The 16623-nt window shown below is 36.6% G+C and carries 7 protein-coding genes; 4 read left to right on the top strand and 3 right to left on the bottom strand.

Annotation, left to right across the window (positions count from 1 at the left end):
* Window positions 1-20 precede the first annotated feature (20 nt).
* Window positions 21-6677: an OmpA family protein gene (locus K350_RS32185; RefSeq protein ID WP_156026811.1), complete on the top strand. Its 6657-nt coding sequence runs from the start codon at window positions 21-23 to the stop codon at window positions 6675-6677.
* Between the two features lie 402 nt (window positions 6678-7079).
* On the opposite strand, the gene K350_RS26900 is transcribed toward K350_RS32185, so the two are convergent.
* Together K350_RS26900 and K350_RS0101195 are read right to left on the bottom strand one after the other, a co-directional pair.
* Window positions 7080-8759, bottom strand: coding sequence for a DUF1501 domain-containing protein (locus K350_RS26900; RefSeq protein ID WP_081670840.1), 1680 nt, complete (start codon window positions 8757-8759; stop codon window positions 7080-7082).
* A 25-nt stretch (window positions 8760-8784) separates the two neighbouring features.
* Entirely contained in the window at window positions 8785-10707 is a 1923-nt protein-coding gene (locus tag K350_RS0101195) for a DUF1800 family protein (RefSeq protein ID WP_028978361.1), read from the bottom strand.
* Window positions 10708-10980: 273 nt separating this feature from the next.
* On the opposite strand from K350_RS0101195, the gene K350_RS0101190 reads away from it, so the two are divergent.
* On the top strand, window positions 10981-12381 hold the full coding sequence (locus K350_RS0101190; protein ID WP_028978360.1) for a T9SS type A sorting domain-containing protein: 1401 nt from the start codon (window positions 10981-10983) through the stop codon (window positions 12379-12381).
* Window positions 12382-12484: 103 nt separating this feature from the next.
* Here K350_RS0101190 and K350_RS0101185 read toward each other — a convergent pair whose 3' ends face one another.
* On the bottom strand, window positions 12485-13663 hold the full coding sequence (locus tag K350_RS0101185) for a vWA domain-containing protein (RefSeq protein WP_162144108.1): 1179 nt from the start codon (window positions 13661-13663) through the stop codon (window positions 12485-12487).
* 188 nt (window positions 13664-13851) lie between these two features.
* Here K350_RS0101185 and K350_RS26895 point away from each other — a divergent pair, with 188 nt between their 5' ends.
* Both K350_RS26895 and K350_RS0101175 read left to right on the top strand, forming a co-directional pair.
* On the top strand, window positions 13852-15789 hold the full coding sequence (locus K350_RS26895) for a tetratricopeptide repeat-containing sensor histidine kinase (protein WP_028978358.1): 1938 nt from the start codon (window positions 13852-13854) through the stop codon (window positions 15787-15789).
* Window positions 15790-15797: 8 nt separating this feature from the next.
* A complete protein-coding gene (locus K350_RS0101175) occupies window positions 15798-16544 on the top strand; it encodes a LytR/AlgR family response regulator transcription factor (protein ID WP_028978357.1) in 747 nt (248 codons plus the stop codon).
* Window positions 16545-16623: the final 79 nt, after the last annotated feature.

Here is a 16623-nt window from a genome sequence, read left to right as displayed (position 1 = left end):
TATATCAATAACCTAATTATATGCATTTAAAACGACAGATTAAGCATATATTATTTTCTCTCTTGCTTTTATTCATGTATTCTCATGGATATGGGCAGACTGATGAAAATAGTTCAGGAGTGAGGATTACTCAATCAACTTTGACTAAAGTTAAACTAGTCTATCTAAAGAACAACTTATGTAATGGCGACAATAAAGGTGCCATTGATATAAATGTAACCGGAGGTATCCCTCCGTATTCTTACAAATGGAGTAATGGTGCAACAACACAGGATATTACTGGTCTTAAAGCAGGAACATATAAACTTTATGTTGCAGACTCTTATAAATGTAAGGACTCAATTATAGTGGAAGTTTCGGAGCCTTCTAAATTAAGTGTAGAAACAGATTCTGTAGCGCATATATTATGTTTTGGTTTTAAGAAAGGATTGGTAGAAATATCAGTTAAGGGAGGTGTTGAACCATACAAATATAGTTGGAGTAATGGTGCTACAACTCAGGATATCCATGAAGTACCAGCTGGTACTTATTCTGTTTTGGTTTCTGATGCTAACAACTGTCAGGAGATTTTATCAGTAAATGTTGAGCAAAAACCTTTAATTGTAAGGTCTATTGATGATGTTTCAAATATAAAATGTAGTGGTGATAGCACTGGAAAAGTTGATATTTCGGTTTCAGGTGGGGTTCCACCATATCGTTATTTGTGGAACAATGGATCAACAAAGGAAGACCTTCATAACGTGCCAGCCGGCAAATATTATGTTGTGGTAACAGATGCAAATAATTGCCAGGAAGCATCAACTACAAATGTAAAAGAGCCAGAGAAGCTGACTTTAAAGATAGATGAATTGAAGCATATCAAATGTAATGGAGATAAAGGCGGTGCAATAAATGTTTCAGTTCATGGTGGCGTGGGACCTTTTAAATACAAGTGGAGCAATGGTGCAACAACACAAGATATTACAGGTATCACTGCAGGTTCTTATACTTTAAACATAATTGATTTTAACGGTTGTAAAACAACTATATCTGCTACAATTAATCAGCCTCCATTGTTAAGTGCTGCATTAGGTGAACTTAAAAATGTTAGCTTTTTCGGTGGAAAAGATGGATCGATAAATATTAAAGTGGATGGTGGAGTTCCTCCTTATTCTTATAAATGGACAAATGGCGCAACTACTAAAGATGTTTCAGGACTTCAGGCTGGTAGTTATTCAGTTATAGTATCTGATGCTACCGGATGCGGTAAAACTGTTATAGTAAATATCACACAGCCTCAATTGCTTTCTTTAAAGCTTGATAATCTGAAAGATGTTAAGTGTAATGGAAACAAAGAAGGAGAAATTCAGATTGCTGTAAATGGTGGCGTGGCTCCTTATAAATTTAGATGGAATAATGGTGCGACTACACAGAATCTATCAGGAGTTGGTGCCGGAAATTATTCTGTTGAAGTAATAGATGCTAATGGCATAACTAAAAGTTTAAGTTTTGTTATCAATCAACCTGAACCATTTACATCAAAAGTAGAAGCTGTGGAAAATATTTTATGTAATGGTGATTACAAAGGATCAGTGAATATATCAGTGGGCGGTGGTGTTAAGCCTTATACTTATAAATGGAGTAATGGAACAATTACAGAGGATCTGGTTAATATTCCTGCTGGAAATTATTCAGCCGAAATTAAAGATGCCAATGGTTGTTTAACTTCTGTTAGTACAACAATTACTGAATCTCCTGCAATTGCATTGCAGGTTGGAGAAGTTAAAAATATCCTATGCCATGGAAATAAATCCGGGGCTATTAATGTTTCAGTGAATGGTGGTATAGCTCCATATACTTATTCATGGAGTAACGGTTCTACAACAAAAGATCTTGCTAATATCGGTTCCGGTGATTATTCTCTTAAAGTAACAGATTCTAAGGGGTGTTTTAAAACTGTAAAAGCAAGTATTGCTCAACCAACTCCTCTTACTGTTGATAAGCAATCGTTAAAGGATGTTAGCTGTAATGGTGGTAATAATGGAGCAGTAAACATTGCAGTAGCAGGTGGTGTTCTTCCATATACATATAAATGGAGCAATGGAACAACTTCAAAAGACCTTAGTAATGCGGTAGCTGGAAGTTATACTGTAAATGTTTCAGACGCTAATGGATGTACTAATTCCCTAAGTGCTACCATTACTCAGCCAACTAAAGTAGTTTCTACTTTGGAAGCAGTAACGAATATTAATTGTAATGGAGACAGCAAAGGTGCTGTTAATATCTCAGTTTCTGGTGGTGTTCTTCCTTATTCATATAAATGGAATAATGGAGCTACTACTCAGGACTTAGTGGGTGTTAAGGCAGGTTCCTATTCTGTGAGCATTGCAGATGCTCATGGATGTAAGGATACTTTATCTGCGAAAATCAATCAAAATTCTTTGATGGAAGTTTCTGTAGAATCATCTAAAGACATTAAATGTTTTGGTGAAAGTAAAGGAGCTGTAAATATTACAGTTAAAGGTGGTGTTACTCCATATACATATATTTGGAATAATGGTGCGGTTACTCAGAATATTTTAGATGTTCCAGCTGGCTTGTATTCAGTAACAGTTACTGATGCTGTTGGATGTAAAAAAGTAACTAGCTCTAAAATATCAGAGCCTGTATTATTTCAAGCTAATCTTGATGGTGTGACAGATGTTAAATGTCATGGTGATAGCACAGGAGCAATTCAGGTATCTGCTAAAGGAGGGGTAACGCCTTACTCTTATAGATGGTCTAATGGGGCTACTTCTGAAGATATTTCCAAATTAAAAGCTGGCTCTTACTCTTTGAAAGTATCTGATGCGAATGGATGTACTGAAAATATTTCAGCTAATATATCTCAACCAACTACTCTCATTACTTCCATCGAATCGATAACAAATGTTGAGTGTAATGGTGAGAATACTGGTATAGTAAATATCTCTGTTAAGGGTGGTACTAGTCCTTACTCTTATGCCTGGAGTAATAGTGCTAAAACGGAAGACTTGACAAACGTTTCTGCTGGTAATTATTCTGTAAAAGTTTCAGATGCCAATGGTTGTTTAAAGTCTTTAACCGCAAATATCACAGCGCCTCCTGCTCTTATTGTAACTCTTGAAGCTGCAAAACATATCAATTGTTATGGAGAGAAAAAAGGTGCAATCAGTGTTTCAGTAAAAGGTGGTGTTGGTCCTTATTCTTATACCTGGAGCAACGGCGCTACTACTGAAGATATTATGGACGTTCCTGCTGGAAACTATACTGTAAGGGTTTCTGATGCAAAAGGTTGTATCACCACTTTAAATCAGGAGATTAATCAGCCTGCTATGTTAACAGCTTCAGTTGATGCCGTTAAAAATATTCCATGTTATGGAGATACTACTGGCTCAATTAATATTTCTGTTAAAGGTGGATCCCTTCCATACAATTTCAAATGGAGTAATGGAGCAACTACTGAAGATCTTAAAGGATTATCAGCAGGGAGCTATACTGTAACTATTACAGATGCTAAAGGTTGCATAGAAACTTTATCTGCTAAGGTTTCAAGCCCTGCTGTATTAACTCAATCTCTGGAGTCTGTGAAGCATGTTCAGTGTAATGGCGAAAAAAGTGGAATTGTAAACATCACTGTTGTTGGTGGTACAGGACCTTATGTTTATAAATGGAGTAACGGAGCAACTACTCAAGACTTAACAGAAGTAGGGGCCGGTTCATATTCTGTCACTCTTTCTGATGCAAATGGTTGTTTGGGTAAAACTATTTCAGCTACAGTAAACCAACCAACAAGCTTAGTTGCAAAAGTCGAATCTGTAAAAAACATTATCCGCTATGGAGAAAACACTGGAGCAATTGCTGTTTCAGTTTCTGGTGGAGTTGCTCCATACAAGTTTAGCTGGAGTAATGGTACCTTTGCTCAGAATTTAGCTGCAGCCCCGGCAGGAAATTATACATGTCTAATTACAGATGCCAATGGATGTTTGAAATCAGTAAGTGCTGTTATCGAAGAACCTTCTTCTTTGGTGGCAACTATAGAATCAGTATCTAATATTCGTTGTGCTGGGGAAGTTTCAGGTGCAATTAATATTGCAGTAACCGGTGGTAACCCTCCTTATTCTTATACTTGGAGCAACGGATCTAGTACAGAAGATCTTACGAATATTCCTGTGGGTGCTTACTCTGTATTGATTAAAGATGCAAATGGAAGTACTCAAACTTTAAAAGCTAATATTACACAACCTTCTACTTTAAAATTAAAAGTAGCTGAAGTTAAAAACCTTTCTTGTTTTGATAATAATTCAGGATCTATAACCACGACGATCACTGGTGGTGTTCCTCCATATAATTTTGTATGGGATAATGGTGCCAGAACCCAAGATTTGAGCGGTATAGCTGCTGGAACATATTCAATAAGCATTACAGACAAGAATGGCTGTATAAATTCAGAGAAAGTTACGGTGAAACAACCGTCGGTACTGACTGCAAAAATAGTTGATGTTAAGAATCTATCTTGTTTTGGTGATAATAAAGGAGCCCTTGATCTTTCAGTTGAAGGTGGGGTGGCACCTTATAGTTATAGCTGGAGCAATGGCGCTAAGGGTCAGGATATTACTGGTTTGAGCAAAGGTAACTACTCAGTAAAAATCATAGATGCTAACGGATGTACTGAAACAGTTGCAGAGTCAATATCTGAACCGGAATTATTGACGGCTAGTATCGCTTCAGTGAAAAGTAACATGTGTGCAGGTGAAAAATCAGGATCAATTAACCTTTCTGTATCAGGTGGAACTGCTCCATATAAGTTCAAATGGAATAGTGGAGATTCACTTCAGAATTTACAGAATTTAAAATCGGGTAAATATAATTTAGCGATATCGGATGCGAAAGGATGTACTGCAAAGGCAGAAGCTACTATAGAGGAACCTAAATTACTTTCTGCTACATTGGATAATCTAAAAGATATTAAGTGTTTTGGTGAAAGTTCTGGTGAAATAAATGTTACTGTTGCTGGTGGAGTTGAACCATACTCATACAACTGGAGCAATGGAGCTACAACTCAGGATATTTCCGGAATTGAAGCAGGTGATTATAACCTCACTGTTACTGATAAAAATGGTTGTACTAATAATAGTATCAAAGTAAATGTTAAACAACCGTCTTTACTTTCCGTGAAGTTGGATTCTGTAAGCAACATCTCTTGTCAGGGAAGCCGTCAGGGATCTATTAATATTTCCGTAACTGGTGGAACTCAACCATATGTATATAACTGGAGTAATGGATCTATTGTGAAGAACATATCTGGCTTATCTGCTGGAAATTATACTGTTAAGATCAAAGATCATAATGGCTGTATGGAGACTCTGACTGCTGATATTTCTGAACCTGCAGAACTAGTAACTGCTATTGAAAGTGTTCGTCATATGAAATGTAATGGTCTTAGTGAAGGTGAAGTCATCGTATCTGTAAGAGGTGGAGTTGCTCCATATAAATTTAAATGGAGTAATGGTGAGACTTCTCAGAATATACAGAATGTTCTTAGTGGAGACTATTCTGTGACTATCACTGATGCTTTAGGATGTAGCAAAACACTTAAAACTACTATTGAGCAACCTGCAATGCTTGTGAAGTCATTAGATGCTATCATGAATCTGAAATGTAATGCAGATACTTCAGGTGAAATTCATGTTAGTGTTAGTGGAGGTGTACCACCTTATAGCTATCAGTGGAACAATGGAGCTACTTCTCAGGATCTTATAAGAGTCCCTGCAGGGGATTATTCACTGACCATTACAGAAGGAAATGGTTGTATAAGCACTATTACAGCAGGAGTTACTGAACCTCCTTTATTTGTAACAAAAATTGCCAAAGTTACAGATATATTGTGTTATGGAGAGAAAAAGGGATCGATTACTCTTGATGTAGAAGGTGGAGTTCCTCCTTATAAATATCAGTGGAGCAATGCTACTAACGGAAGAGACCTTTTTGATCTTCCTGCAGAAAGCTATTCTGCTTTGATAAGTGATGCTAATGGTTGTCTTAATTCTGTATCTGTAGATATCACACAGCCTAATCCGCTTTCACTTAAAATTGACTCTCTATGGACAGTTAAATGTTGCGGTGACAGCAGCGGTGCTATCTTTATTTCAGTTAATGGAGGTGTAGGTCCTTATTCTTATCAGTGGAGCAATGGAAAAACTACTGAAGATGTAATCGGATTGAAGATGGGGCAATATTCTGTTACTGTTACAGACGTTAATGGTTGTTCTGTAAGTACACCTAAAGAAGGTATGACGCTTTATGATCAAATCATGAGTCAAGGTAAATTCGTTACCAGAAATATTTTGTTTGACGTAGGAAAGGCAACTATTAAAATGGAGTCATTCCCTGAGATCATGAAGATTGCTACTGTTATGAAAGAACACCCTGAATTGATGTTCAGTATTGAAGGTCATACAGACAGCGATGGTGATCCGACGAAGAACAAAATTTTATCTGATGACAGATCAAAAGCTATCAAAGAAGCATTGATTAAAATGGGTATAGATAGCCAAAGGCTTGAGTCAAGAGGTTTTGGACAGTCTAAGCCTATAGATACTAATACTACTAAGGAAGGAAAGTCTAATAACAGAAGAGTTGAATTCGTTCTTATTACGCCTTCAATTTCAGCTAAATAATTGTAATGAAAGTTTAATTCGAATAAATTAGGAGATCCTTATGAAGTAAATAGTCCGTACCTGGGTGCGGACTATTTTTTTGTGTAAAGAGTATTTTTAGCCTAAATAACCACCTAAAGAAGCCTTGTTTAGAACCAGCTATCATTCATTGATAGTAGATCAAATCATTTGCACCTGAAAACACAGCACTCTCTTCTGTGACTATTGATATGATTTGTATGATTTTTATTATTACCAAATGATTTCCAATTTATGATTGGTCATTAAGAATAATTGGTATGTGAGTATTGAGGAACTCTTGGTCGTTTTAAAAAAAGTTTTAAGCCTTCCGCTTTCAGCTTAAAAGAAAGCTGGTGCAACAACTTCGGAACATTGCACCAGCAAAAAATGTAATCACACTAATTAATATATCACTAATTTTTTGGTTGACTGATAATTATCTTTACGCATTCTCACCAAGTATACTCCTGGCTTCAAATCCTGCTTTTCAAAAGACATTTCGTGATAACCCTGACTTATTTCTTTATCCATCAATGATCTGACCTTATTGCCTTTAGTATCAATCACCTCTAATGTTATTGATCCACCTGTAGTATTGAATGAAATGGTACCTGATTGCTCAATAGGGTTCGGGAATACATCATGTAGCTTATCTATTCGTTCTATATTGGACGGATCAGTATTAGAAGTTACTGTACCAGTGCGGAACAAGTCATGGTATTGACTTGCATATTTGGCCGTCTTAGTAGCTCCCCCAAATACAGCTTCCAGCTGCGAATTTGTAAGGCAGAACCAGTCTTTCAATACTGAATAATATACACTTCTGTAGTCAAATTGAATAGGTACTTGTGTTTCAACTTTATTGGTGTCTGGATTTAACAATACAGGGTTAGAACCATAACGTCCACCTTTTAACGAGGAACCAAACAACCAGATAGGAGTGGAACGCCCATGGTCAGTTCCCTTGCCGCCATTTGATCTTACGGTTCTTCCGAATTCAGTAAAAACTATCCCTATTACTTTATCTGCGATACCCATTTTTTCTACATCTTGTTGAAAACCCGATATTGCTCTGGATACGCTATTTAACAAACCTGCATGTGTACCATCATATGTGTTGCCTCCGACCTGACCTGTATGTGTATCAAACCCTCCCTGGTAAACTGTATACACTCGTGTTTGTAGTCCTCCTTTGATCAACCTGGCTACGTTTCTTAAATCAGTGGACAAACGGTCATTTCCGTACAACAGAGATTTAGGGAATGAGCTGTCTGGTGCTTTACTGGCTGCGCTTACAATTCGTGCATTATATTTATCTGTATCTACTGAAACCTTTCTTAAATAAGTTAACTCGTCTCCTGCGCAAGTTTGAGGGGCTAGATCACCATATCCACCTAAAAGGGGATAATCATTTGTGATTGACGTAACTGATACTCCGGCAGCTACACCAGTCAGGTCATTCAGAGCAAGTGGAGATACTGAACCCATGTTGATACATAGAGGATCTTGATATCCGTTTTTAAGTAGTTCTGATGGATCCGGGAATCCATAGCCACCATATACACTTTCCAATTCCCTTCCAATCCATCCTGATGATAGAAACTCATTAGAGTCTGCTCCCATCATCCATATATCTGTAGCTCTAAAGTGTGAAAAGTCAGGATTGTCATAGCTGCATCCCATTACTACTGACATTTTCCCCGCTTCAAACAAATCATATAACCCTTCCATAGCAGGATGAAATGCAAGGTCTGCATATTTACTCGTTGTGGTTTTACGACTCCCAAGAGTTGCCATACCGTTATTGACAGCAGTAGCAAATCTAAGATTGTTTTCTGCAATCATTACATTTGATCTTACTCCTTGTAAAGTTGAGTACTGATCTAATGGTATAAATGTATTCAAGCCGTCATTTCCTCCAAATAGTTGCACAACAACCAAAATGTTGTCAGTGCAGGAGCCTGAGATAGCATTAAGAAAAGAACTTTGAGCGTAAAGACTTTGGCTCCTCATGATTTGTTCTAAAAACATTGTTGCAGCACAAGCCTTTATTCCGTTATTTATAAATTTTCTACGGTTCATAGTTGATAGATTTGTATGTTATGTTTTAGGTTAATTGAAATTCTTCCAGCCTCACAAGCACGTCAAATAAAGATTTTAGTCTTGTGGTGACTACATTTTTCTGTTGGGTAGTAGCACCGGAAGCAGCTGCAGCATTCCAGGCTTGAGTCCAATAGTTATCAGTAGTCTGTCCGGTGAGCAGCGTTTGCATCTTGATTGTGCTTTTCTGATTGGAAGTAAGAGGAATTCCTAAAAACAATTCACTCAACTCATTTATGAGAGCATTTGGATCGGAGGGGTCTGTCAGTGTTTTACAAAATTCTATTTGGTTCAGTGTAGGTTGAAATGCATCAAAAGACCATGTGCCTCCACCTCCATTACCACAATAGCGTTTGGCAAAGTCCTGGCGTTTTGGTAATGTATCAGAGTTAATCCAGAGTTCATGGAACTGAGGCATTTGATAATATGGAGACCATCCTGCAACATTTGGAGATTCTATCGCACCCATTGCCATGCCTAATGATTGCTGATGCAATGCATTAAAGTGATTATAGCGTTGTTTTACATCAGTTGCATTAACAAGTGATTCTCCGTTGGTTGTTCTCAGTAAACCTATGACTACATCAAAAGGTGTTTTTATCATAGCTCCTCTATGTCGCATATCAAAGAAATGTTGGCTTGAGAGGAGTGTTTTTACTACCGGTAGTATTTTAAAGTTGTTCTGCTTGTAAAGGTTAGCCAGAGGCTTAATTACATTGGCTTTTATATTGTCATCTATATATGAGAATACAAACCATCTGTATAATTTCTTTACAATAAAGTCGGCAACAATATCAGCTCTGGACCAACCCTGGAATTCAGTACCTGTTAGGGTAGCAATGCTTTTGTCGGTATCATCGAACATGATATCTACCAGTTGGTTTAATTCGCTGTCACCGGCAGTGGCAGAATTCCGGGTACTGTCAGTTATTGTTTTGTTACTGTAGAACGCAGATAGTTTTTTTGCGGGCTTTGCAGGATTGTTATTTAATCCATAGTCATGATCGGAGGGCTGAAATCCATAATCAGCACCCAAAAAGTTATAAGTGACACCTTGTCTGAAGATAATGCCTTTGTGACCTGTAAGGCAACGAGCAAAAATCTTTACATCATCTTCAGTATACCTTTTGTCGAATGGTACTTCTTTACCTATGCAAAAAAGTTCCTGAATTTCCCGGGCAAAGTTTTCGTCCGGATAATTGACAGTATTGTCCTGACCGTTAAGATACATCAGGTATGCAGGGTCTTTGGTGATTCCTTTTACAAGGTCCCTTAAGTCAGAATTGACATTTTCCCTGATAAGCTTTGTGTAAAGAAAAGATCGTTGGGAGTAATTAAGCGTAATGGAATTCATGGCAAAATGGTTGAGCCAGAAGAGGACGAGTTTTTCATAGACACTTCGTCCCTGATTCAATGCAATACCTATGTTCCATTTCTGAAGAGATCTGTCTCTCCAGAAATTATCGGCAGTAGGATCTGAAATCCCTAGCTGGCCGCCACTTCCGGAGAGTATGTTTTCGGGCCGGCCCCATTCTTTTCCAAGAGCTACACCACCCCAATCTACAGAACCATCACCATTTTTGCCTACAGTAGAATCGTATTCCCGCAAAGGATAGTGGGGAATTGCAGTAGGCATGCTGCCTGTCAACTCATTTACCACCTCTGTTAAAGGCTTTCCGGTGAAGTAATCCAAATCAGATTTTTTTACCCCATACATAGTGCGCTTAAGCAGATGAATGAGCTCTGCTCTTCCAAATGTGCCGGTATATGGACTAACACCCGAAGTGGTGGTAGTGCAATTGTCGCCTTGTGATCGGGCATTCACAATGCCATCATTACTCTTTCTGGCATGGGGGCTGATGTTTTTTAAAAGGGGGTCCTGATCTTTGTCAATGGTTAAAAAAGACCTTCTCGACAATGTGTTTTTCATGTTAAAATGGGTTTAATATAACATCTTGCTTTTGGTGGGAATAAAGCAAAAAGAACCATGGTACAAAGGAGTATCATGCAAAGGCGTAAGCCTTTACAGGTTCTTTAAAAACATCAATTAGGGAAGGGAAATTCTTTACTATTTTACTAGTAATGAGATCGCTAATATAATAGTGGGTAAATTAGTAAACAAAGAAAATCCAAAAAAATATTTTATAATTACAATTACAATCATTTAACTTCGAATCTTCTGAATTATAAAAATCATATAATCATGGTACTTCTCTCCCTCAACTGCCTTACAAATATTACATATATTATTGTCAGATATAGGATTAAAATCCAGACTTTATTTGCTGTGCTCATCTTTATAGTTCTGTCCATCTCAGCTTACAGTCAGGAGCCCGATCTACCATTTTACTATGAAAAGAACCTACCATTATATGGCCATCCTCCAAAGGTAGAGGAGTATTATTATGAATATCATACCCAGACAAAAGCTCATTACTACAATCATTTTATTGAGTTTGACGCACAAGGAAGGGTAAAGAAGCATGTTAAAACCAATGTAGGATTGCTGGATGATGTGCCTCCAATATTTCAATCCATCATTGATCCCAGACCTGTTACTATTACATGCTCCTTTGAATATGATGAAAATAACAGACTGGTTTATTTTGTAAGAAATCAGCAACAGACAGATGTTGACAATTGGAGGCAGGATGAAGAGTGGATATATGATACATATGGAGCCCTTAAGGAACATAATTTCTGGGATGTCTCAGAGGGACAAAGAGTCATTAAGAATCCTTCAATAAGGTGGAAATATCAGAGAAATGATAAAGGACAAGTTGTAAGGGTTGAAAAACAAACCTATTCATTTAGTGCCGGAGATCTTGCTCTTAGTGAAATAACGGAATTTGGATACAAACAGAATGTATTGGATACTATTTCAGTTTATCGTGTACTTAATGGAAATGCTAGTCTGAGAGAAAGACGTTCCCAGCTAAGCTTTCATAGATATAATGATTTGATTCCTGATTCTATACTTTTATCTTCCTTTGTTAGTATCTTTTCATCAAGTGATACTATACTTCAAACGATCAATTATGACGGGCAAAACAGGAAACTTGCATCTTACAGTGTTGGAACTTCAGATGATACTATTTCTCATATAGAGTGGGAGTATGATGAATTTTCTGTTAAGCAAACTTCTAATAACATTGACAGGCTTGAAGTTTATTATGATGAAACAGGTTATGAAAAATATAGAGAAGAATTTCAGAACAACCAATCACTTGCTGTTCCTGCTGACCTCAATACACGCGTACTGGAGAATGGTAAAATGGTTAGCGCGCTTAGGGAGATATGGGATCCTGTAACTTATTTTTACCGCAAAGACACAGAGTACCTTTATTTCTATGATATCACATCATTGTCTAAAGAACATTTTTCAAGTGATATGATTGCCATATATCCAAACCCCGGATCAGGTACATTTTATCTTAACGATCCGGATGATATATCTGAGCTTACCTTATATGCGACAGATGGTAAACTATGGAAGCTTTCACCAGGGGCAAGCATTACCTCTGAATGTCCTGCAGGGATTTATTTACTTGTTATAAAAATGAAAGATGGTAGTATTGAAAAAACAAGGTTGGTTATTGAGTGAGAAACTTAATGAAATATATTTATCTAAATAAAGTATTTGTTCTTCAAATGAAAAAAGAGAAAGGTTAAATCACCTTTCTCTTCCAGATAAAAATATAGTAAGCTTAAAAAGTAAGATTCTTCTGAGCGGCCTGTTTTTTTATAGCTTCTAGCATCGCTTTATCAAGCGATTTTTCAGGAGTTTCAGATTTTTTCTGTTCAACAATATATTTTTCTCTTTGGATATTTAACTGTTGTATTTCGGTCTTGATTTTTTCTCTGTCAGCCTTCTTCGTCTCAATATATTTCTGCTTCTGATCTGTAGTCATGTTCTGCATTTCCTGAGGCAGGTCCGCGGTCTGCACTTCTTCCACTTTGAAGTCTTTTTCATCTGAAGCATCTACTAAATCCCAACTTTTGTTTTTATAAACATGTGTGCTCTTACTCACTGCTCTGTTTACTTTATTTTCTTTGCCGTATTTCTCAGCATTAGCATCTTGTTCTACCTGTTTTATTTTCTTTTCCTTTCCAAGATTTCCATATTCAATATATGTGGTATTCAATTGGGTGTTCAAATCAGAAATTTTATCATCATATGGAGATGGGATATAAACTGTTTTTCTATCCTGCTCAATACTCATATAATTCCCTTTGGTAATGTCTGCTCCATTTTTCCATAAACCATTAATCCCTTCTTGATATGGGCCGCAATAAATTGTATTGACTACTACATTTCTTGAGTTTGCTAGTGCACAAGCCTTTTGATAAGGGACCCCTCCCTGGTTAAACGGCTCATTTCCTGCTATGAAGATTACCTGCAAATCGTTACCGTCCGGCGACCAGTCTAGTTGATTGCATGCTGTCTGTATTACATGACCACAAAATTCGCTACCTCCATTGGTTGTCAGTTTAAAGAGGTCTTCAGAAATTTTATCTAGGTCATCAGTAAGTGGAGTAACCATTTTGATATAACCTTCCATAGCGCTAAGTCTATCATTACCATATTCATATAAAGCTATCTGAATTGTAGGTTTTATGCCATCACACTTTGCCTGGGCAAGTTCATTGACAATAGTCCAGAGCTGTGATTTAGCTTGTTCTATCAGTCCATCCATACTATTGCTGGTATCCAGTAGTAGAGCTACCTTAATCTTCTTTTGCTTAGGTGAAGGATCGGGAGGAGTTAATTCTTCCTTAGTACTTGTCTTTTTAAACAGCGAAAGAAAGTTATTTCCGTAAAGTGAACAGGCAAAAGCAAACCAAAATGTAGTAAGCAGGAAAATGGTCTTTTTTCTCATTAGCATATCCATAAGAGTTTTATTTTTTCTGAAAGGTATATGGAATAGAGACATGCGTAAAGTTAAACTGAGTCAACAGACAGTTCCACTTAGGGAATTTGTCAGAGGACTTAGTGAAAATATTTATAGTTGTGTAAAAATCTGTTAGTCAATTATTTTGTAATTTTACCGTTGATTGATATAAATGAATTGTGATGCGGAAACTAGCATTGATAATTCTTGTGCTGTCAGGAGGATTGCATCTTCAGGCACAGGATAAAAAAGTGAAAATTATTAGTAAATCTTCAATGGCTCCGGATCCTGCTTATTCTCTTATAGATAAAGCAGAAAAAATAGCTGTTAAAGATCCGGCAAAGGCTATTGATTATATTCAGGAAGCTTTGACTTTAAACCTTAAGGAAGGAGATAAAAAAATTGAAGGTTTATGTTACAAATTGCTTGGTGAAATAAATACAAATCAGGGAATTTATTCAAAAGGTCAGGAGAATTTTCTGAAAGCGCTCGATATCTTCAGAAATTTACAAGAATCAGATCTTGTAAATAAAACGCTTATAGGTTTATCTCTTTCATATGAAAATGGTAACAATATAAAAGAAGCTATTGAAATTAATAATCAGTTGATTAAGGATGCATCTGGTAAATCCAATAAAAGAGAACAGGTCAAATGGAGATATAAAAATGGAGATTTGTATCTCTTACTCGGTAACTTTCAGCAAGCTTTAGCAGAGTATACTGCAGCACTTTCTATTGAGGAAAAGGATAAAAATAAGGAAGGCATCATTGATGCGAATAACCGGATAGGAAAGGTTTATCTGGAACAGGAAAAAAACAATAAAGCGATTCAACATTATAAAAAACTTGAAGAAATAGCTGAAGAAAGCAAAGATGAAAAAACCAAAGCTGATATGTATAGTAATATTAGCCGCGCCTACAGTAATCAAAACAGACTTGATGATGCATTGATTGCTAAACAGAAGTCGTTGGAAGCTAATAAAAAGCTGGACGATAAAGAGGCTTTGGCTAAAGAATATGTGGATGTTGGTAATTTATATCTTGAACAAAAAAACTCTGCTAATGCTGTACCTTATATTGAAAAGGGAATTCAGTTATCTGAAGAATCAGGAGATCTTATAAAAAAAGCTGATGGGTTAAAAGCTTTGTCAAAAGCGTATAAAGAGTCCGGAAATATCATGAAGTCAATGGCATTGTATGAAGAATATGTATCTCTGAAAGATTCTATTCTCTCAAAGAAAGAACATGAGTTGAATCATCTTTTATATGGAAAAGATGATCTTATTTCCAGACAAAAGAAATTAGAAATACTCGAAAAGGATATGGCTCTGAATCAAAAGACCATTGACTTGTTGAGAAAAGATCAGAAGATCAGAGAGGCAGGATTGAAACGTCAGCAATTGATCATCTATGGATTGTTATCCGGATTGCTGTTGGTATTTGGCAGTTCCTGGGTTGTATTTGCCAGTTCACGTAAAAGAAGGATTTCTAATCAGCAACTGGCATTAAAATCCTTGAGCAGTCAGATGAACCCTCATTTTATTTTTAATGCATTAAATTCAGTAAATAACTTCATTGCAAAAAATGACGAAAGGTCTGCTAACAAATACTTATCAGATTTCTCAAAATTAATGAGAGCTGTAATGGAAAACAGTCAGCATGACTTTGTTCCTATGGCCACAGAGATTAGGATACTTGAGTTATACCTTCAGCTGGAGCATTCACGCTTTCCGGATAAGTTTGATTATACCTTTGAAATAGATGAATCCATCAACAGGGAAATTGAAATTCCTCCTATGTTAATTCAGCCATATATTGAAAATGCAGTATGGCATGGATTAAGATATAAAGAGGATAAGGGATTTCTCAAAGTTAAAGTTTCTCAGGTTCAGAGTGGGATAGAGGTTGTTATTGAAGATAATGGTATAGGAAGAAAGAAGTCTAAAGAACTTAAAACTCAGAATCAAAAAGAAAGCAGTTCTCTGGGGATGAAAAATATTGAAAGCAGACTTGGAATAATTAATGAATTGTACAAAATACAAATGAAAGTTGTGATAGAAGATCTGGATGCAGCCAATCAGTCTGGTACGAAGGTCATAATCACAATCGGCACAAAATAAGGTCGGATATGGTATTGAAAGCTGTTATTGTAGATGATGAGGTTTCCGGCAGAGAGACATTGTCGCATTATATTCAAAAGTATTGTCAGGATGTGGAAATTGTAGGTTTTGCAGATTCAGTAAAATCAGGATTGGAGGTTATTGAAAAGTGTAGACCGGATATCCTTTTCCTTGATGTAGAAATGCCATATGGTAATGCCTTTGATTTGCTGGAACAGGTAAATGAGATAACATTTGAAACTGTATTTGTAACTGCTTTCAGCAATTATGCAATGAAAGCTCTTAATTGCAGTGCAGCTTATTATATACTCAAGCCCATTGATATTGACGAACTGGTTTCCGCGGTTAATAAAATAAAAGCTCAGCGGGAAAAGTCAAAAGAATTCATTCATACTAAAATCCTTATTGAAAATATCAACATTGCAAATAAGCAATTACAGAAGATTGTATTGCCGACAATGGAGGGGTTTGAAGTAGTTCAGGTGAAAGACATCATCAGATGCCAGGCAAATGATAATTTTACAGATATCATTCTAGCAGAAGGAAAAAAGATGCTTATTTGCCGCACGCTGAAGCACTTTGAAGGATTATTGGAAGACTATGATTTTATGCGTGTACACAAATCTCATCTGATCAATATTCAATTTATTAAAAGATACAGGAAGGGTAAAGGTGGACAGGTTATAATGTCTGATGGTTCTGAAATTGACGTCTCTCCAGCAAAGAAACAGGATTTACTTGATCGTTTCGGATAAGAGTTTTTATACTATTGGAGTCTGTTTTTGTTTTTTATTTTTCATTAACCACTTTTCCCTAAATGGTTAACCTTTTGGA

Origin of the sequence: Sporocytophaga myxococcoides DSM 11118, assembly GCF_000426725.1 — a bacterium.
GTDB lineage: Bacteria > Bacteroidota > Bacteroidia > Cytophagales > Cytophagaceae > Sporocytophaga > Sporocytophaga myxococcoides.
The sequence above is the reverse complement of the archived record's forward strand: the minus strand, read 5'-3'. Positions and strand labels throughout refer to the sequence as shown.

What these genes read in the sequence shown, in the direction of transcription:
- K350_RS0101185 (WP_162144108.1), bottom strand. Translation starts at nt 13,663, where the DNA reads ATGCTAATGAGAAAAAAGACCATTTTCCTGCTTACTACATTTTGGTTT.
- K350_RS26900 (WP_081670840.1), bottom strand. Translation starts at nt 8,759, where the DNA reads ATGAACCGTAGAAAATTTATAAATAACGGAATAAAGGCTTGTGCTGCA.
- K350_RS0101195 (WP_028978361.1), bottom strand. Translation starts at nt 10,707, where the DNA reads ATGAAAAACACATTGTCGAGAAGGTCTTTTTTAACCATTGACAAAGAT.
- K350_RS0101175 (WP_028978357.1), top strand. Translation starts at nt 15,798, where the DNA reads ATGGTATTGAAAGCTGTTATTGTAGATGATGAGGTTTCCGGCAGAGAG.
- K350_RS32185 (WP_156026811.1), top strand. Translation starts at nt 21, where the DNA reads ATGCATTTAAAACGACAGATTAAGCATATATTATTTTCTCTCTTGCTT.
- K350_RS0101190 (WP_028978360.1), top strand. Translation starts at nt 10,981, where the DNA reads ATGGTACTTCTCTCCCTCAACTGCCTTACAAATATTACATATATTATT.
- K350_RS26895 (WP_028978358.1), top strand. Translation starts at nt 13,852, where the DNA reads ATGCGGAAACTAGCATTGATAATTCTTGTGCTGTCAGGAGGATTGCAT.